The following is a 17,578-nucleotide window of genomic DNA, read 5'->3' as shown; positions in this document are numbered from 1 at the left end:
TGAAAGCAGTATCATCTGGGGGTGTGGCGAAGTTGGGATCGCGTCTGACTGGCAGTCAGAAGGCCAGGGGTTCGAGTCCCCTCATCTCCACCAATAAGAATTGCATAAGAGAGCCGTTGAGGTTCTCTTTTTTTTATGTCCCGGGGCTGGAAGAGGTCAATAAACCCCTAGTCTGGTGTTTATTTGGTGTTTATTCTTAAAAAAAACAAAGCCCAATAACAAAAGTTACTGAGCTTTACGGGCTTTTGTGACTAGAATATGATCCAGGGCATCACTGGCCTTTGCATCGGCTGAATTAATCACATGGGCATAAATATTCCCCGTTGTTGATAAATTAGAATGTCCCAGCCGTGAGGATACCGTTTTGAGATCCACACCGCTGGCAATGAGTATTGAGGCATTGGTGTGCCTGAGTGAATGCAGGTGCACCGGCTTTAACCCATGCTTGTCTGTGAATTTCTTCAAATAACCGCCGATCGTGTCCAGGCTCATGGGTTCCCCATTCCACCGGGTAAAAATAAAATCATGATCTTGCCACCGATCCCCCACCTTAAGGCGCTCTTCCAGTTGCCACACCTTATAGGCCTTGAACAGATCAAAGACGAAATCAGGCAGCTTAATGCTTCTTCTTGATTTAAAGGTTTTGGTTTCCCCTTCAAACAGGCCCACACCGGCAATGTATTTTAAAGCCCTCTTCACAGTGATGATCTTATCATCGAAATCAATGTCCGACCATTTCAAGCCGCCGATCTCCCCACGCCGTAAACCACTGAATATTAGAAGGTTAAGCGCTAGTTTATATTTGATGGGTTCCTCTTCCAGCAGTTCCAGAAATGCCAGGGCTTCTTTATCATCCATATAGGCCGGTTCTTTGCGGTCTGATTTTGGCAACTCTACCCGTTTTTCTATGGGGTTAAAGGCTATAACGCCCCATTTAACAGCGGTATTCATGATGTTATTCAATAATTTGTGGTAATGCAGCACTGTTTCATTTGAGACTTCCCTTTGTGGGTTGGTAGACAGGAAGAGGGTATCAAAATCTTTTCCAATGGCATCAGCCACCTTACAGGCTATTTCATGGGTAGTGTTCCCGCCTTTTTTTAATCGTCGCAGTGCATCGTCATTGATCCCGGCTTTATCCGAAATATCCTTTTGTTTCATGCTGGCCACGGTTGCCAGATATTCCGGCGTTACCGTGAATTTTTCCCCACCCCTTACACCGGTACTACCTTTGATCTTTGCATAAAAGTCTTGGATGTGTTTAGGCGTGATCTGGCCCATTTTAATATGTCCTAGCTCTTCAATTATTTTAATCGATTCATTTTGATAGCCCCTGACCGTTACCGGGGAGAGGTTCTTATTGCCTACATAGTTCTTAAACCAGATCTCAATAAAATCAATGAGCTTAATATTGCTGTCCATGACATAGCCCAGATTGCATTTTTCTTCAAACTCCAGGGCGATCTTATCCAGCTCTTTTTTTAATTTGGCCGGGCTTAAATCCTCTGGAGGCCTATAGGTCATGGTGTGCCTGATTTGTTTGCCAGCGGTATCATAACCACTATAGGCAGTTATTTTATAGGTGTTTCCTCTTTTTTGTATGTTGGCCATGGGGGTACCTCCTTGAAAATAAAATCATAAATGAAAAAATTACTTGATTTGCAATTAAGTATTACTCAAATTCTTCAGTTTTTTTATCCCAAAATAAATCTAATGTATCTTTTACTTCTTTATTAAATTGTAGTTCTTCCAAATTCTCAATTGTTGCATTATAAAGTACATCTCCTATTGCTTCATTTATTTTGTAACTCAAGTACCCCCGGTCATCATATATTTTTTTTGCTTTCTTTTGTAAATTGAGTGCGTGCATACAATCGCTTCTATCATCATAATTAAATGCATATTCACGGCGTTCAACTAATTCTTCATCGCTTATTATTAAATTGTTCTCAGTAATGTATTTTCTAAAGAAGCTATTATCGACCAAAGTGTTTTGTGCAAGATTAACCATATATTCACGAATAAGCATAAATAAATCTATGAAAAATGGTTCGGAAATAAAATAATTAAAGAAATCAATTCCAAGAAATTCGTCTTTTCTTTTAATTAATTCAATCATAGTGATCACTTCATCACTAAGTCCTAATTTTTTATTAATTCCGACGTTATCAATATCGAAGCTTTTGATATCGCTGGTACCTAATAAATAATCAGCCGACACTTCGAAGAAATCGCAAATTTTCTTAAAGACTTCAATATCCGGCACCCTATGTGCATTTGAATACATGCTTATAGACTGTTTTGTTATTCCTACAGCATCAGAAAGGGTAGTTTGTGTTACCCCTCTTTCCTTCATTAATAAATTTAAACGTTCACTAAATATAGTATTAATTGCCATTGTTTTATTTACTCCTAAACTTTTATCGAATTAATGGTACGCAATAATTGACAAATTTATAATTACAATTTATGTTGATCATTCATCCGTGTTCTGGTATGATATCACTATCATCAACTATTGGTGATTATATATTATCACCATCACCATTAATTGACAAGAAAATTATTTATAGGAGGTTCGAAAATATATGAAAAACAAAGATATTCGTGAAGCATTAAAGGTAAATGGTGTAAAGCATTGGGAATTAGCCGATTATTTAGGGATACACGAAAACACTTTTGTTAGGCGACTTAGAAAAGAACTGCCAGACACAGAAAAACAGCGGATTTTTGAAGCAATCAAAAAATTAAGCAAGGAGGAAAAATAAATGAATATCCCACGTATGCGGACAGTGCCAGAGGCATCAGCCGAATTAAAGGCTCTGGATGAACAAACAGCCCTCACCCAATGCGCCATTAGACGGCTGGTATTGGATGGCAAAATCAAGAGCGTTAAGGCAGGCCGTAAGCATCTGATTAATTTTGACGACCTGTTGGCATATTTGCTTAACCCCTTCCAGGACGAAGCGCAGGAAGAGGAAGCCCCAGCCGCCGTTACCCATATCAGCACCGACAGGATGACGGAGTTTAAAAGGAACATAGGCCGCATAAAATGATTGACCCCTTTGATCATATTCGCCAAACCCTTGACATTGAAGAGGTTGCCAGGCGATACGGGCTTGAGGTCAACCGGCATCATAAAGCCTTATGCCTCTTCCATAATGATCATCATGAAAGCATGAGCTTTAAAAACAACCGTTTTAAATGCTTTGCGTGTGGTGCTGGTGGATCGGCAATTGATCTGGTGGCCAAACTATTTGACCTGGAGCCTTTAGAGGTAGTGAACAAGCTTAATGCTGATTTCGGGCTAGGTCTTGATCTTAAAGGCGATTATCAACCGAATACCGCCAAAATACAGGAAATGGAACGGCAACGGCAATTAAAACAGGCTTTTGATGATTGGTGTGATAAGACGTATTCGGATCATGCACAGCTGGCACGTTTTTACTGGAAAAATATCTTGAAATACCAGCCGGTAAGTGAAATGGATGAGTTTCACCCCCGTTATGTTAAGGCCATGCACCAATGGGAAACCGTCAATTATTTATTGGATATCCTCCTTAAAGGCAGTCATGAGGAAAAAATTGAATTATACAAAAATTTAAACAGTCTGGAGGTGTGGGCATCTTAGATGAACAGCGAAAAATTACGACTTTTGGAAGCATTACAGGAAGAAGAAAAAAAGAAGCATGAAGATGAGATCATAAAAAAAATTGAGGCCTTAAAAGCCGAGGAGCCTCATAAAACCTCGAATAACAGTGACATAATGGGTAATGTTGTGGTGTTGAATGAATGTGATAATACAACTATTATACCAGAAAGCACACCAGGAATAAAATGGGAAAAGCCAAAACCGCTTGAAAAAGAAGTGAAATTACCATCTTTTCCACTTGGATCATTACCGCCAGTGGTGAAAAACTATGTCCAGGCTGTTTCAGAAAGCACGGCCACACCTATTGATATGTGCGCCGTTGCATCACTGGCAGTGATTGCCGGTACTGTACAAGGTAAATTTAAAATCAGAGGTAAACCTGATTATTTTGAGCCTTTAAACATATATACCCTGATTATTGCAAACCCCGGGGAAAGAAAGAGTGCCATTATCAACGCAATGACAAAACATGTTCATGAATTTGAACGGGAAGTCAATAAAAGCAGGCAAGCCGAAATAGATAGGCAGAAGATCGAACTCAGCACCAAAGAAAAACAAATTAAAAAGCTTGAGGACGCAAACAAAGCCGATGAAGCATATTACCTTAAAACTGAATGCAGGGAGTTGGAAGCGGAACAGATCAGGCCTCTTCGGTTGATCGCTGATGATGTTACACCAGAGGCGTTAACCTCTTTGTTGGCTGATAATGACGGTAAATTATCAGTGATTTCAGCAGAAGGAGGTTTCTTTGACACACTGGCCGGTAAATATTCAAACACAGTTTCCATTGATACTACATTAAAAGCGCATTGTGGCGACTCGATCAGGGTAGACCGGAGGGGACGGCCCCCGGAATACATACCGGCCCCAACATTAACCATTCTTTTGGCCGTCCAAAGTAATGTCATTGAAGGAATGTTTGATAATGGCACCTTTAAAGGCAGGGGCTTAACAGCACGATTTTTATATTGCAAACCTAATTCAATGGTTGGGCATCGCAGTTTTGACACTACCCCGATATCACCGGTTTATGAAAGAGCCTATAGGGATCTAATTTATAGCTTGCTTGAAATAAAAAACGATCAGCCTAAAATAATTAAACTGTCAGAAGAGGCAACGGCTGCATATCGCTTGTTTTATGAAGACATTGAAAACAGGCAGCAGGTTGGAAATGATTTAAGCACTATGACAGATTTTGCCAGTAAATTACACGGTGCAGTATTGCGGATAGCTGGAATACTCCATTGCATGGGATACGAAAGCCTACTTAATGGCGATCCGGTCAGTATGGAAACCATGGCAAACGCAATGGATATAGGGGGATATTTTTTAATTCATTCAATGAATGCCTATGATCTGATGGGTGCAGATGACCAGATGAAGCAAGTTAGATTTGTCTTAAGGAAGTTGGAGCAGAACCCACAAGAACAATATAAGAAAAATGAAATATTAATCATGTGCAGAAACCCAGTGATAAAAGTAACAGCTGATTTAGAGCCTTTACTGGATACCCTCATTGAGTACGGTTATCTATTTGAAATTAAACCACTCGATACTGGAAGATTAGGCAGAAAGTCAGCTACTATTTATAAGCTTAACCCATTGTATTTTATTTTTAATAAGCTGTTGTAAATGTTAGATATGTTGTAAATTCAAGAAAACTATCTTTTCTAACATTTGCAACATATCTAACAGTAAATCAATAATTTGGAGGGATCAAACATGTTAAAACTCATTGAAGGAACCCAAAAAGACCACCCACCGGTTGGTTATGAACGCAAATACCTTGAAGGCATGATCCGGGCTATAAAGGCAAAACAATTGGTACCGGATAATAAAGATGTTACGAAGAGGATTATATTTTACACTGTCAATTATCTGGCCATTGTGGATATTAAGGCCATGGACCGTGAAAATCTGGAAAGCTTGCTAGTCTTTGATCAGATGCTCTTAAATGAAATCTGTGAATTAACCCCGGCCGAACTGTTGACGATCTTTCCGGTTACAAAGTCCTATGATGGGGCAAAATACGAGTGCAAGGACTATTTCAGCACCATGGAGGCATTACAGGCCCACGGGTTACATGAGCCGATCCGGTTACCGGAAACGGCCTCTTCCCTCTTATGGGCCTATATGAACCCCACCGTCATGATGTATCAGGTGCATTGTATGAGCGTTGTCAGTGAGATCCATACCATGGACACCGGCAAAGGGTTAATGGAGCAATTCTTTGAGGATCAGGGCGTAAAGGTGGAAACCTTCAGGAAATATGAAACCGACGACGGGCAAACCTTCATGATGGGTGACGATGGCCGATCATTTCCGGTGAAAAAGCCAGTGCCACGGCATTTAAAATTAGTGAATTAAGGGGGTGCCAATGAACTTATATCGATATTCTGACACCGAATTAAAGGCGCTGCTTAAGACCATGGTGATCTTGTGTGATACCAGGGAGCAGGCAAACGACCACATTACAGGCTATTTAAAAAAGAAAGAGGTGCCTTACCAGTCCAAGGCCCTGAGTTTTGGCGATTATTCCGCTATGATCCCGGCCAACGCTGAAATGGGCATCATGAGAGACCTCTTCTTTGACCAGTCGGTGGTTATTGAGCGCAAGGGATCCCTGGAAGAGCTGTCCGGGAATCTCACCAACGGCCGGGAGCGGTTCAAAGATGAGTTGACCCGGGCATCAAAGGCAGAATTTCACCTGATGATTGAGGGCAAAAGCTTCAGTGACATCATAAACCACCGGTATACCACCCAATTCAATGAAAAGGCTTATATGGCTTCCCTCTTGTCCTTACAGAGTGAACACGGCTTCAATTTGGCTTTCATTGACCGGAATGACGCCGGGTTATATATTTATTCGTTTTTATACTACCATGTACGCAATAAATTTTTGAAGGGATGAAAAACATGAGGAATTTAAAAAAATATGGGTTTGTCTTTGAAGACAAGGAATATGGTGCAGACGTGCCGGTGATTATTGATGTTTACGCCGCAAACTGGGAAGAGGCCTGTATAAAAGGGCAAGACCTGTGTTTGATGGCTGACCGGGCAAAAGATGAAGGTGAACGGGTTTATAAAGAAATTAAGCATTACTGTAAAAAAAGGGGTTTGCGATGATTAGTGAAAAAAACACGAGCCTAAACAAATCAATTGAAACCAGAATCACACTGGCATTAATGGAACTGACCCCCATCGTTGATGAAGATAATCCGTTGGAAGATGAGATGGCCGTTTGTTGTAATGTTGAGACTGCTATTTATCGTTTAGAGCCCGTATTGGAATATTTTAGAGCGTTAAATAAGCCAGAGGTCAATTAGTATGGCAAGCCCGGCGCATGGTGTGACCTCTCCTTACAGGCGTAAAAAAAAGACCCGGAAAGGAACGGGCCCCTTTGTGGATATTATGAATGCATTGAAATCATTTTACCATAAGGGGGCTTAAATGGCAAAGACAAACATTGCAATCGGGGTGGATCCGGGGAACGTCTGGAAGCACTCGATTTTATCCGGGTACCGGTACCAGCTGGACAAACAGGAAGCGGCAACAGACAAATACTTAAAAGCCTTTGAACGGGCAACCATGACCACCCAATACATTAAGGGCGACAGAATAACCGGCGGGGATAAAAAAGATCTGTATGACCGGATCAACGACCTGGAACCTTTAAGGGTAAAAGCTGATGCAGAGGTCAGGGAATCAGTCAGAATCAGAACGGAGACCATAAAAATGATAGATAGTGTAAAGCCTGTAAAATATCGACTATTGCTAAACTTGCTTTATCTTAATGGCATGGACTATAAAGAGGCTGGTAATAAAATAGGCATCGGCCGGGGTGAAAAAATGGGGGCATTGCACAACCAGGCGCTGGAGCTTGTGGCAATAGACCGCTGATGTACACCATTTAATCCTAATGGCCATAATAAAAGGGCTTAACAAAACTTAACATTCAAGAATAATATGCTTAGAAATGCTTAGAAATGCTAACTATTGCTAACGTTAAGATATAAGTGTCCTAACATTTCTAACACCCTAAAAAGGGGCTACTGCGGAATACAGTATCCCAAGATTTCCAAGGCCCTAAAAAAGAAGTATAGTCAGATTTGTCAGTCCCTAAAAAAGGGTTACCAATTATTGCCCCTCTTCCAGATGTTAAGAAATGTTAAGGTTCATATCTCTATGAAAAACTCACCTTTTGAATTGTATCCGGACAAATCGGACGCCCTAAAAAGGAACGTGCAAAATAACAACATTCAAAAACAAACAAACAACCGGTGAGGTGAAAACATGAAAAATAAAGGCGGTGCGCCACTGGGAAATAAAAACGCTGCTGGCCATGGTGCACCTTACGGCAATAAGAACGCACTCAATCACGGCGCCCCCACTGGAAATAGCAACGCATTAAAAACGGGCGTTCATGAGCGCATTGCCCCCGAAACATTACCAAACGATGAAAAGCACCTCTTCAATAATTTGGTTAAGCTCTATCAGGATCCGGAACCGGCAGAGGCCGTTTTTAAGTATATCCGTGCCATGTGCGCAAGGAAGATAACCCGGATAAATCCCGATGGTACAGCAACGGTTTTCCCAATTCCATATGATACGATGCTATATTATTGTTTTAATGGTCATTTAGCCAGAATACACCTCTTATTATTCGAACGTTATCCGTGGGTTTTTATGGCACCTGAAGAGGATATTTAGAGATTTTAGAGGCCCTAAAAAGGAAGCATGGTGACATTTGTGACACCCTAAAAAGAACCTCTTCAGATGTTGAGAAATGTCAAGGTATGGGCGGTATCAGATGCTAAGAAATGCTAAGAAATGCTAAGGTCGAGACATTTAATACGGGCTTTATTATGGCCTATGCTCCAATGGTAACGTTACTATTGAAAAAAGCGAACGTTCGCAACGTTGCAACTTTTTTAGTGAACGTTCGGAATGTTTTGAGGTGGGAATATGACTAAAGATGTTATCGAAAAAGTAATTTGTTCAGTCTTCGAAAATCCTGATTTAACGGACAAACAGAGGGATTTCTGCTTGCATTACATATGCTGCTTTAACGCAACCAAGAGTTATCAGAAGGCTTATGGTTGCAACTATGCCCAGGCCAACGCCCATGGTGCCCGGTTGTTAATAAATGGTAGTATAAAAAGTGAAATTCAGAAGCTTATGCAGATAAGGTCAGAATGCTTGTTAATTGGGCCAGAGGATATATTTCAGCTGTTCATGGAGATTGCTTTTGCTGATATATCGGATATTGTGTCTTTCAATAGTGATGGTGTGTATCTCAGGAACTCTGAAGAGGTTGACGGTCGCTTAATATCTGAGATAGCCTTAACGGATAATGGGATAAAGGTAAAGCTTCTTGACCGCATGAAAGCCCTCCAGTGGCTATCGGATCACATGGATCTGGCCACATTAGAGCAGAGGATCAGGATTGATAAATTAAATGCAGAGATCGACGGCAAAAACATAGAGTCTGAACTATTTGAAAATGACGGGTTCATTGAGGCATTGGGGTTGAATGATGGCAAATGATGGCATTCAGCTTTATATAGGCTGGCCAACTATCCGGAAAATCGGACAGTTGGACTTTATCGGAAAAAACGGAAAAAGTACCCTCTGAACTTTCTGAAAAATCTGAGGGTTCAGACTTTTGCGCAAAAATGAGCGAAAGTACCATGGCGATTGGTACCCGAAAAAACGGGAGCCAATACTTTATTCCAATTGTGGAAGAAACACCGGCCGAAAATTGGGCCGATCTGGTAGCCGAATTTTCGACCACCAAATGTCACAGCGGAATTTTCCGCCGCCAAATAGAACGGGTTTTTCCGTTGTACCGGGTGTGCTCAAAATTGAGTAGTTACACCAGGACATAGTTTTGTCGAAATTTCGACGAAAGGTCAACCCCCAAATCTGGGTTGTGATGGGTGCCCTCAAAATTGAGGAGTCCTCTATAGCTGAAAATAAACCGTGTCACCAGGACACGGATATTTTACCGGCTCCACCGTTTACCCTGAAATACCAGGGGTATCAGGGCGGAATTTTCGGCTGTGATGTGGCTGCAATCGCATTGCCATAAAATAATCCTCTGACAGCCTCATACAGCCGTTTTTATTGGGTGGTGCTTATGTTTGTACCTATGGAGTTATTGGAGGTGTACGGCAAAACGCCGTATACCCCGGATCAGGGCACACCATCAGTAAGGGCCAGTGGGTAGCAAAACGCGACACACCCCGGATTAAGGCACACCAATTATAAAAAAATGGTCTGGTACAGGTTATACCATACCTGAAGATGTCCCCAATTTTGGGGAAAGGTATTACCAAGTTGGGCATACCCTCTTCAAGGCCTTACCATATTGGAAACCCCTTCAGGGGCCGGGGATCTGGCACCGACACGAATGACGGTAGCAAATTGTTTGCCGGTTGTTTGCAGATACTGGAGCCAGGGCCAGATGTGGGATAATTCCCTCATATCTCGTTCCTCAATTTGGAGGAGCGAAACCGGCTGTCAAAACCATAGTCAGTTGAACACGGACATTTTTGTCCAAGTTGGCGAAACCGGTTGTCGGTAAAGCCGACATCTGAAGCCTGATGTCCTTTAAACGGACACCTGAATAGTCGGGATCACCGACTTTAGAAACCGGACGTCAAAACTGTTGACATCTGAGGCCTAATGTCCTTTAAGTGGACAGTTGAATTGTCAAGATTATTGACTTTACAGGCTTAAACCGGATGTGCAGATCATGCATATCTGAAAAGTGCATAGTGTGCATTTTAGAACAGCACCCCCACGGTGGACAATTTTGACCATCGTCTTTTACTCAAATTTGAGCAAATAAAAAAGCCAAGGCGCTGGCCCGGGCTTTAATGGTTGGCTTATAAGGGTTTGAGGTTATGCAATATGGAGCTTTTCCATGAGTGCATCCTGGAGCACCTGAGAGAAGTTGACATTCTTTTCAAGTGCAGCATCATTTAACCAGGAAGGAATAGTAAGTGTTTTCTTAACCGCTCTGGATTCAGTTCTTTTTTTATAGGCAGCCATATCAAATTCAATCACTACTAAAAACTGTCCCTCTTCCAGCTTGATGGCTTGTGGGTTAGAAGCCTGTGGAATCAGTTCTTTCTTATCCTCCATATAGGACAAAACAAGGCCCAACGCCTCAAAGGCCATTTCATACGATTGATCTATGGTATCTCCACAGGTATTGCAGCCGGGAAGGTCTGGAAAGAACACGGAAAAACCGCCATCCTCTTCAGGAATAAAAACCGCTGGATAAAACAATTTCTTCATGGGTATTCCCTCCTTTATGGTTCGGGCTATTTCAGCCCGGCATCTTTTAATATTTGCTGCTCAGTACCTTTTTTAAGGTCTTTTGAGTGATAAGGCACGGTGGTTCTTTTCCCTGTATCTGGATTCACAAAGAATTTATGGGAGCCGTTTTGGCGTTCCTCAATAAATCCATTTTCTTTAAGGAGCTTTATCATCTGTTTTGGTGTCATTGGCATTGGCTTAACCCCACTTCCTTATCATAATTAATTATAACACGTGTTAACACGTGTGTCAATTGATGTCTTACCTGAATGTGATAATTATTTTCATTATGCCATTTATTTGATCAAAAATAGGAGGTGCTGAGAATCCCACAAATAGGACGTTTGCGAATTAATTTCATGGGTTTCTAACATTTATAACATATATAACAGATGTTACCAATTAATTTACGACATTTACGACACGATCCAGAAAATAAAAAAGAAGAGGTCTTTGTTTGATCCTCTTCTTACAGGCTTATAAAGATGTCCGCAATTTTCAGCCGATCTATTGGGGCTCTGGTTCCTCTTCATGATATTCCACGATGTCGCCGGGCTGGTATTGGTTAAAGCTTTTCCCCGGTATCCTCCATAATTAATTCAATATTCACCGTGCAACCCAAAGCCGTGGCGATATCTTTGAGCTCGTCTTCTTTGAAGTTATCACGTTTAAACTTCCCACTTATATTTTGTGGTGATTGCCCTATTTTTTCAGCAAGATCATTAAGCGACATATTTCTTTTCAGCATTGCGATTTTTATCTTTTCGGTCATACCCATTTAAAACACCTCCTTTCATTTAATATTAAACTATAAAGTGAATTTAATCAATATTTATTTATATATTTAATTTTAAAGTTAAATAACTCTTGACATTTTTAACTCTTAAGTTTATAATTTAATTATAGAATTAATAAAACATCGAAGGGAGCCACCATGTATAACCTATCAGAAATCGCAAGGACCGCCAACAAACTAGCCACCACCGGATTAACCAAAAGCCAGGCATTCAAAAGAGCCTGGGAGCTGGCAAAGGGTAAAACACTTGTTGTTAAAGGCGTCACCCAGGGGAAGCGACAAACAGCCATCAACCATATGCAACAGTATGACCCATCAGAAGTTACCATCAGTCTTAAAAGAAACACCACCGGATACTTTGAAGCCGATGCTGTTGAAGTAGTGGCCACGATCCACGGCAATTCCTACTGTGTGGGCTATCTGGCCTCTTCGGTTGCTGAGTGGTTATCAAAGGTCATGGATTTTGGGACGGCCCTAAAGGGTGCATTAAAACAGATCGTCGGCGGCAATGGCTTATATTATGGGTTGCGGATCAACGCACAGATTGCATAGCCTGTATAGGCAGGAAAGGAGCTTGTACCCATGAGAACGCAGTACACAGAGTTACTACTGGTAAAAGAGGCCGTACAGATGGCCCAAAACACGCTATTGAGTATCAATAACCCCGCTGATGAGGTTTTATCAGCCCTTGATTTTCTGGGTGATATCTTATGTGGCCTTGACAGTGAACAGCTATTGGGGCGTTACAGAATGCTTGAAAGGGGTGGTAATCGATGCAAAAGCTTACCAACGCAACAGACCATACCTGTTACCGGCTGCTTTACCTGGCTGGTATGACCCGGACAGCCAAAGCCATGGCGGCCGGATTCGATCATAAGAGCCGGTGCTTATTGTTATTCTATGCGGTGAAGTATTTTGAGGCCGTCAAGGTCGAGGGCATCACCCCGGAAGAGGTGGAGCAGCTGCAGGGGTTCAGAAATTTATTGTCAGATGTCCTGATCGGGACGATAAAACAGGCAGACTTGATACGAGTATACCCACCATCATTACAGGCCATTGAAAGGGCCGCCGGTCATAAACAGATTTGCAGCAGCATAAATTAAAAGAAAGTGAGAATTAAAAGCATGACAAAAGAAGAAAAAGTATTTAAAATATTGCAGCAATATGCTAAACAATCGCTGGTTGATTTTGCATGGGCCAGAGATAGCGACCTGGGTATTTATCTTGTGAATAGCGAATCTTGTTCGAGTATATATCTTGGGGAATTATTAAAAAATGACCTCAAGCAAGCCTCAAAAGTATTGTCCCATGAATTAGGGCATCATTATTTACATCGAAATAAAATAGATATGAAGAAATACAGCCGTGAGAGTGAACAAAGAGACGAAAATTATTCCAAACTTATTGAGGCTGAAGCTGATGCATTTGGGGCCGGTCTTAGAGCTGCAATACGTCTTGAATGGTGTTATTTGCAGTGAGGGTAGACCTCTTCCCAGAATAAATAATTTAACCCTGGAGGTATTGAATTTGAATTTAACGGTGAATGACATCCCAGATATTGAACCAGAACACATTGAAACATTTAAAGCGCTGGCTGAATACGCTGACTTATTAATCAAATGTGACAATAAAACCATTTTAAAAGAGAAAAACAGGTTGCTAAAGAAGTATCCTGAGCTAGACAATGATAGCTTTCATAGATTTTTCGACACTGTTTTACAGGCCACTTGATGAGTGGTCTTTTTTTATGCCCCTAGGGGGTGATTCTGGATAATAACAGGGGGTTTAGCTTGTATGATTATGTGTGGAGAATTGAGGGCTTTAAATGGGGCTTTAAAGGGCAAAAACAATAAAGCCCGGATCTAAATTATTATTTTCAAATTATTTTAAGAAGCATGTCATTAAATGGCTTTGCAGTGGGAATTAAAAATACCTACCTTGGTGTTTATTTGGTGTTTATTTTGGATTTTAGTAGATTTTTTGATTGTTATTCATGATCATTTATTAAAAGATAAAACGCTAGTATCGCATATTATCCGCATTTATTGAGTTAATGAAAGTTCATTGATTTTCACTTGTCTTACTGGCAGTCAGAAGGCCAGGGGTTCGAGTCCCCTCATCTCCACCAATAAGAATTACACAAGAGAGCCGTTGAGGTTCTCTTTTTTTATGTCCATGTATAGAATCGTGTCAAAAAACACCTACCTTGGGGACAATTTGGCGACAGTTCTTATAATAATTAAAGCCCAATAACAAAAGTTACTGTGCTTTACGGGCTTTAGTGACTAAAATATGATCCAAGGCATCACTGGCCTTTGCATCGGCCGAATTAATCACATGGGCATATATATTGCCGGTTGTGGATAAATTAGAATGTCCCAGCCGTGAGGATACCGTTTTGAGATCCACACCGCTGGCAATGAGTATCGAGGCGTTTGTGTGCCTGAGTGAATGCAGATGCACCGGCTTTAATCCATGCTTGTCTGTGAATTTCTTTCAAATAACCGCCGATCGTGTCCAGGCTCATCGGTTCACCATTCCACCGGGTAAAGACAAAATCATGATCTTGCCACGATCCCCCCCCTTAATTTTTTATGTTTTTTTATAACAACGTACCGGCGGTCAACTTTCTTATAACACGCAGGTCGCATGCGTGACCCCCCTCCCTTGAAATAACAGTTCTGGATTTATCAGTCATTGGATAGAGTTACCTCTTCCAACTATGCGGATTGTGGGAAAGTTTTTTGCCACCAAATTAGGCGATTACTTTATCTGAAAAATCAGAAAAAGACTTTTGCTCAAAAATATTCAAAAGTACCAGGGTAATTGGCTCCCGAAAAAACGTGAACCAATCTTGCTTTCCAATTGTGGCAAGGAACACCGGCGCGATTTTACGCCGATCTTGCCAGTCCTTTACTTTCAAGGAAATCAATGAATTCATCCAAAAGTTGGTCATGATCCACATTATCAGGCAGTTCAACAACACCGCTTATTTCAATGTATCGGCTCATCGGTTTACATTCGGTTGGTAACGTGTAGTTTTTCCATAAGGGCATCTTGCAATACCCTGGAAACATTGACGTTTGCTTTATCTGCTTCAAGATTCAACCAATTGGGCAAGGTTACATTCCGTCTGACTGTTTTATTATCAAGTCGGCGGCGGTACTCAGTAAAGTCCACATCAACCAATGACACAATGCCTCTTCCATCAGTGGCAAAGGTGCCCTTTAAAGGATCAATTTCATTGAATTTTGAAGGTGCTGGAACATCTTCACCATCGTCTTGAATCGTGATCCCCTTTAATCCAATGGCATCACGGGCCATATCAATGGCATCGGCCATATCGGCCCCCTCTGTCAGAATTCCCAAATCTGGCACCTCTACCAGAACAATATCATCTGTTTGTGTGAAAATCACGGGATAGATGGCTTTCATTTGTTTATCCTCCTGGGTTTCTTTATTATACAAGTGGAAGCGGGGCTTTTATAAGCCCCATTTCCTCAAGATTGCTTTTGCCAGACGTTCATTGATTTCATTGTGTCGTGGGATTTCTTCTAAATCTTTACCTCTCCGGTAAACATCATGCTTTCCTCCATGACGATCAAACTCAAAACCAATTTTTTCCAGCTTTTTTATCAAGTCTCTACGTTTCATAGTATCCTCCTGACGCTTATATTATACACACTAGATACACACTTGTCAATAACATCAACATGGATCAGATCATTACTATGAATGAGCGGGTAAATCAGCTCCAATAAAAAAACCGTCCAAAACTGGTCATGATACACGTTATCAGGCAATTCAATAACGCCATTAATTTCAATATATCTGCTCATTTTTTTGCTGGTCTCTTTTCTTTTGGGACAATGGCCAGAGTATAACCCAGCGGATCAAGTCTAAATCGTCTAAAAATTTAGGAACATTGTTGAAATTCACTACCACCTATCCAGCAAAGGTTTTCAAATTGTGTTCTTATCTTTACAGATCTTTTTTTTCAATACTGAGATTTATTTATTTCTTTTAAATAAGTGCAAAATATCCGTTACAAACATATATTTCATTTCTAATCATCAACGATTTCTGCTAAAATGAACTTAAAAAAGACGTTGTTCAAATGAAGGAGTCTAATGAAATCTCTGTATTCGGTTATTCAATCACTCAACCCTTATGCCGCTTACGATAAAGCGCAAAGTGCAATCTTGCGAAAAACCCTGATGTGCGATAATATCAAGCGTTTAAAAATTATTGGGGTAATCGGCTCGGCAGTTAATCTGCTTTTACTTGTGCTATACTATTTGAAAGATGGCTTTGGGGGACTTATCACCATCGAGGCCACCTTGCGAATCGCGTGGATTCTGGCCAGTATCATTTATATCTTCGGGGTTGGTAGCCCTCATTCTCCCGACGCTGTTAAAAAAAGACAGTTTATCTTTTTTTATGGTGCCACCGGGCTCTGTCTGCTCTTTGCCAGTTTGATTACAGCCGTGTTATCCGTGGAGCAGGGTTCCACCTTTTTATATCTCATTAATGTATTGCTGATCGGTAGTTTTTTATACCTTTCATTTCTGGAAATGATTTGCCTAATCGCCCCCAGTTTTCTGGTTCTTGTCATTTCCATTATTTTTACTCCCAGTTCGATCCTGATGACACAGGGTAATTTTATCAATGTGATTGCCAGCACGGCTTTCGCAGTTGTTATTGCCCAGACAATATTAACTTCAAAATTAAAGCAGCTCTCCAGTACCCAGACAATCCTCGATCAGAAAAAAGAATTGGAATATCTCATCGATCTGGATGGTCTGACCCGGATTCCCAACCGCCGCAAGCTGGAAAGCTATTATTTAAATCATCCCTATACCTCATTTGTGCTATTAATGGTCGATATTGATTATTTCAAAAACTATAATGACACCTATGGCCATTTACAGGGGGATCAATGCCTGATTCAGGTTGCCCAATGTCTATCCCACTATCCATTTGAGGGATTGACCACCCGTTACGGTGGTGAGGAATTTGTCACCATTATCAAACTCGACACTCTGACTGACACTGACACCCTGGTTGAAGGCATTCGAAAATCAATTGAAGCTATGCAAATCAGGCATGAAGCCTCTGCTTTTGGGGTTGTCACTGTCAGTATCGGCTATGTTATCCACTCAGTGGATGAAACCGATCGGAAAAGTAACGTCAACTTGCCTGACGGTCTTGAAAGTTTCATCTTAAAGGCCGACCAGGCCTTGTATCAGGCCAAGGAAAACGGCCGCAACCAAATAAAACTTTATCAAGAATAAGTAGCCTGCAATGGCCCGACAACCAGATTTATAAACGTATTTCTTCACCCCAGCACGCCACCAGCTTTTCCAAAGAATAGCTGGCATTGGCAGGACTGGTGGATGGCAGTTTGACAATTGCTTTCTTAGTCGACTCAAAACAGTATCGATTATACAATTCAAAAGCCTTCCCGCCATTGGCATAAATGGTTGCGATATCACTGTTATTTAATAGTGATCGAATATCGTTGGGCACCACATTTTTAATTGAGCTGTCACTCGAGCCATTGATATCACAGGAGTATATCACATCCCAGACTGCGATATGATTTTCTAACAGCAGGAGCTTTTGTTCTTCAATGGTACCAGGAGTTGGACAACTCGCCAAAGCACTAATGACTTTCCAAAATCTGTTTTGAGGATGCTGGTAGTAAAAACTGAGTTCTCTGGATTTTACTGACGGAAATGTCCCCAAGATCAGAATTTTTGAATGCTCATTATAAACTGGTTCAAATGTATGGATCATCGTCT

Annotated in this window: 27 protein-coding genes, 1 tRNA gene and 1 pseudogene; 20 read left to right on the top strand and 9 right to left on the bottom strand. The window is 41.1% G+C overall.

Translation table 11 applies throughout. From position 1 onward, the window contains the following. The first annotated feature begins 17 nt into the window (after positions 1–17). Positions 18–93, top strand: a tRNA-Ala gene (locus Q7J41_RS02620). A 132-nt stretch (positions 94–225) separates the two neighbouring features. Here the strand turns inward: Q7J41_RS02620 and Q7J41_RS02615 are convergent. Together Q7J41_RS02615 and Q7J41_RS02610 are read right to left on the bottom strand one after the other, a co-directional pair. Further along, positions 226–1,611, bottom strand: coding sequence for a site-specific integrase (locus Q7J41_RS02615; protein ID WP_304884962.1), 1,386 nt, complete (start codon positions 1,609–1,611; stop codon positions 226–228). A gap of 61 nt (positions 1,612–1,672) precedes the next feature. Then, positions 1,673–2,398 carry a helix-turn-helix domain-containing protein gene (locus Q7J41_RS02610; protein WP_304884960.1) on the bottom strand — a complete coding sequence of 242 codons (726 nt, stop codon included), beginning with the start codon at positions 2,396–2,398 and terminating at the stop codon, positions 1,673–1,675. Between the two features lie 190 nt (positions 2,399–2,588). Between Q7J41_RS02610 and Q7J41_RS02605 the strand changes: the two genes are divergently transcribed. The 13 genes from Q7J41_RS02605 to Q7J41_RS02545 all read left to right on the top strand — a co-directional run bounded on the left by Q7J41_RS02605 (position 2,589) and on the right by Q7J41_RS02545 (position 9,743). After that, positions 2,589–2,768: a hypothetical protein gene (locus tag Q7J41_RS02605; RefSeq protein WP_304884957.1), complete on the top strand. Its 180-nt coding sequence runs from the start codon at positions 2,589–2,591 to the stop codon at positions 2,766–2,768. Then, positions 2,769–3,056, top strand: a complete 288-nt coding sequence (locus tag Q7J41_RS02600) for a helix-turn-helix domain-containing protein (protein WP_304884955.1) — start codon at positions 2,769–2,771, stop codon at positions 3,054–3,056. It begins immediately after the preceding gene. Beyond that, a complete protein-coding gene (locus tag Q7J41_RS02595) occupies positions 3,053–3,631 on the top strand; it encodes a CHC2 zinc finger domain-containing protein (protein WP_304884952.1) in 579 nt (192 codons plus the stop codon). Before Q7J41_RS02600 ends, Q7J41_RS02595 begins: the two co-directional genes overlap by 4 nt. Further along, complete coding sequence (locus Q7J41_RS02590; protein WP_304884950.1) at positions 3,632–5,284, top strand: YfjI family protein; 1,653 nt, start codon at positions 3,632–3,634, stop codon at positions 5,282–5,284. 90 nt (positions 5,285–5,374) lie between these two features. Continuing rightward, positions 5,375–6,019 carry a hypothetical protein gene (locus Q7J41_RS02585; protein ID WP_304884948.1) on the top strand — a complete coding sequence of 215 codons (645 nt, stop codon included), beginning with the start codon at positions 5,375–5,377 and terminating at the stop codon, positions 6,017–6,019. Positions 6,020–6,029: 10 nt separating this feature from the next. Next, entirely contained in the window at positions 6,030–6,563 is a 534-nt protein-coding gene (locus Q7J41_RS02580; protein ID WP_304884945.1) for an ERCC4 domain-containing protein, read from the top strand. A 5-nt stretch (positions 6,564–6,568) separates the two neighbouring features. Beyond that, positions 6,569–6,778: a hypothetical protein gene (locus tag Q7J41_RS02575; RefSeq protein ID WP_304884943.1), complete on the top strand. Its 210-nt coding sequence runs from the start codon at positions 6,569–6,571 to the stop codon at positions 6,776–6,778. Continuing rightward, positions 6,775–6,978, top strand: a complete 204-nt coding sequence (locus Q7J41_RS02570) for a hypothetical protein (RefSeq protein ID WP_304884941.1) — start codon at positions 6,775–6,777, stop codon at positions 6,976–6,978. The genes Q7J41_RS02575 and Q7J41_RS02570 overlap by 4 nt, the downstream gene beginning before the upstream one ends. 124 nt (positions 6,979–7,102) lie before the next feature. Then, complete coding sequence (locus Q7J41_RS02565; RefSeq protein WP_304884940.1) at positions 7,103–7,552, top strand: DUF1492 domain-containing protein; 450 nt, start codon at positions 7,103–7,105, stop codon at positions 7,550–7,552. Positions 7,553–7,945: 393 nt separating this feature from the next. Continuing rightward, positions 7,946–8,362 carry a hypothetical protein gene (locus Q7J41_RS02560; protein WP_304884938.1) on the top strand — a complete coding sequence of 139 codons (417 nt, stop codon included), beginning with the start codon at positions 7,946–7,948 and terminating at the stop codon, positions 8,360–8,362. Positions 8,363–8,617: 255 nt separating this feature from the next. Next, positions 8,618–9,199, top strand: coding sequence for a terminase small subunit (locus Q7J41_RS02555; protein ID WP_304884936.1), 582 nt, complete (start codon positions 8,618–8,620; stop codon positions 9,197–9,199). Positions 9,200–9,327: 128 nt separating this feature from the next. Beyond that, positions 9,328–9,540, top strand: coding sequence for a hypothetical protein (locus tag Q7J41_RS02550; protein ID WP_304884934.1), 213 nt, complete (start codon positions 9,328–9,330; stop codon positions 9,538–9,540). A 2-nt stretch (positions 9,541–9,542) separates the two neighbouring features. Continuing rightward, positions 9,543–9,743 carry a hypothetical protein gene (locus Q7J41_RS02545; protein ID WP_304884933.1) on the top strand — a complete coding sequence of 67 codons (201 nt, stop codon included), beginning with the start codon at positions 9,543–9,545 and terminating at the stop codon, positions 9,741–9,743. Between the two features lie 815 nt (positions 9,744–10,558). Here the strand turns inward: Q7J41_RS02545 and Q7J41_RS02540 are convergent. From Q7J41_RS02540 to Q7J41_RS02530, 3 genes are all read right to left on the bottom strand, one after another. Next, positions 10,559–10,957 (bottom strand): type II toxin-antitoxin system HicB family antitoxin, encoded by a 399-nt coding sequence (locus Q7J41_RS02540; RefSeq protein WP_304884931.1) that lies wholly within the window; start codon positions 10,955–10,957, stop codon positions 10,559–10,561. Positions 10,958–10,983: 26 nt separating this feature from the next. Beyond that, positions 10,984–11,166 carry a type II toxin-antitoxin system HicA family toxin gene (locus Q7J41_RS02535; protein ID WP_370650975.1) on the bottom strand — a complete coding sequence of 61 codons (183 nt, stop codon included), beginning with the start codon at positions 11,164–11,166 and terminating at the stop codon, positions 10,984–10,986. A 377-nt stretch (positions 11,167–11,543) separates the two neighbouring features. Then, positions 11,544–11,756 carry a helix-turn-helix transcriptional regulator gene (locus Q7J41_RS02530; protein ID WP_304884926.1) on the bottom strand — a complete coding sequence of 71 codons (213 nt, stop codon included), beginning with the start codon at positions 11,754–11,756 and terminating at the stop codon, positions 11,544–11,546. 156 nt (positions 11,757–11,912) lie between these two features. Between Q7J41_RS02530 and Q7J41_RS02525 the strand changes: the two genes are divergently transcribed. From Q7J41_RS02525 to Q7J41_RS02505, 5 genes are read left to right on the top strand one after another with little or no spacing between them, the layout of a single operon-like run. Continuing rightward, positions 11,913–12,326 carry a hypothetical protein gene (locus tag Q7J41_RS02525; RefSeq protein WP_304884925.1) on the top strand — a complete coding sequence of 138 codons (414 nt, stop codon included), beginning with the start codon at positions 11,913–11,915 and terminating at the stop codon, positions 12,324–12,326. A 30-nt stretch (positions 12,327–12,356) separates the two neighbouring features. After that, positions 12,357–12,611 (top strand): hypothetical protein, encoded by a 255-nt coding sequence (locus tag Q7J41_RS02520; protein ID WP_304884923.1) that lies wholly within the window; start codon positions 12,357–12,359, stop codon positions 12,609–12,611. Then, positions 12,548–12,877, top strand: coding sequence for a hypothetical protein (locus Q7J41_RS02515; RefSeq protein WP_304884921.1), 330 nt, complete (start codon positions 12,548–12,550; stop codon positions 12,875–12,877). The genes Q7J41_RS02520 and Q7J41_RS02515 overlap by 64 nt, the downstream gene beginning before the upstream one ends. A gap of 21 nt (positions 12,878–12,898) precedes the next feature. Next, positions 12,899–13,252, top strand: a complete 354-nt coding sequence (locus tag Q7J41_RS02510; protein ID WP_304884919.1) for an ImmA/IrrE family metallo-endopeptidase — start codon at positions 12,899–12,901, stop codon at positions 13,250–13,252. A 49-nt stretch (positions 13,253–13,301) separates the two neighbouring features. Further along, positions 13,302–13,505, top strand: a complete 204-nt coding sequence (locus Q7J41_RS02505) for a hypothetical protein (RefSeq protein ID WP_304884916.1) — start codon at positions 13,302–13,304, stop codon at positions 13,503–13,505. A gap of 528 nt (positions 13,506–14,033) precedes the next feature. Here the strand turns inward: Q7J41_RS02505 and Q7J41_RS02500 are convergent. The 3 genes and pseudogenes from Q7J41_RS02500 to Q7J41_RS02490 all read right to left on the bottom strand — a co-directional run. After that, a pseudogene (locus Q7J41_RS02500) lies at positions 14,034–14,246 on the bottom strand (tyrosine-type recombinase/integrase); the annotation flags it as partial. A gap of 543 nt (positions 14,247–14,789) precedes the next feature. Then, entirely contained in the window at positions 14,790–15,209 is a 420-nt protein-coding gene (locus Q7J41_RS02495) for a type II toxin-antitoxin system HicB family antitoxin (protein ID WP_304884914.1), read from the bottom strand. A gap of 48 nt (positions 15,210–15,257) precedes the next feature. Next, positions 15,258–15,428: a type II toxin-antitoxin system HicA family toxin gene (locus Q7J41_RS02490; RefSeq protein ID WP_186893716.1), complete on the bottom strand. Its 171-nt coding sequence runs from the start codon at positions 15,426–15,428 to the stop codon at positions 15,258–15,260. A 476-nt stretch (positions 15,429–15,904) separates the two neighbouring features. On the opposite strand from Q7J41_RS02490, the gene Q7J41_RS02485 reads away from it, so the two are divergent. Then, the gene (locus Q7J41_RS02485; RefSeq protein ID WP_304884912.1) at positions 15,905–17,068 is read left to right on the top strand and encodes a GGDEF domain-containing protein; all 1,164 of its coding nucleotides are present in this window, start codon (positions 15,905–15,907) and stop codon (positions 17,066–17,068) included. Between the two features lie 28 nt (positions 17,069–17,096). Here the strand turns inward: Q7J41_RS02485 and Q7J41_RS02480 are convergent, their stop codons facing one another. After that, positions 17,097–17,573 (bottom strand): DNA-deoxyinosine glycosylase, encoded by a 477-nt coding sequence (locus Q7J41_RS02480; RefSeq protein WP_304884910.1) that lies wholly within the window; start codon positions 17,571–17,573, stop codon positions 17,097–17,099. Positions 17,574–17,578 lie beyond the last annotated feature (5 nt).

The sequence above is a fragment of the Acetobacterium sp. genome (genome assembly GCF_030652775.1).
Lineage (GTDB): Bacteria > Bacillota > Clostridia > Eubacteriales > Eubacteriaceae > Acetobacterium.
This window is presented reverse-complemented; position numbering and strand designations above follow the sequence as displayed.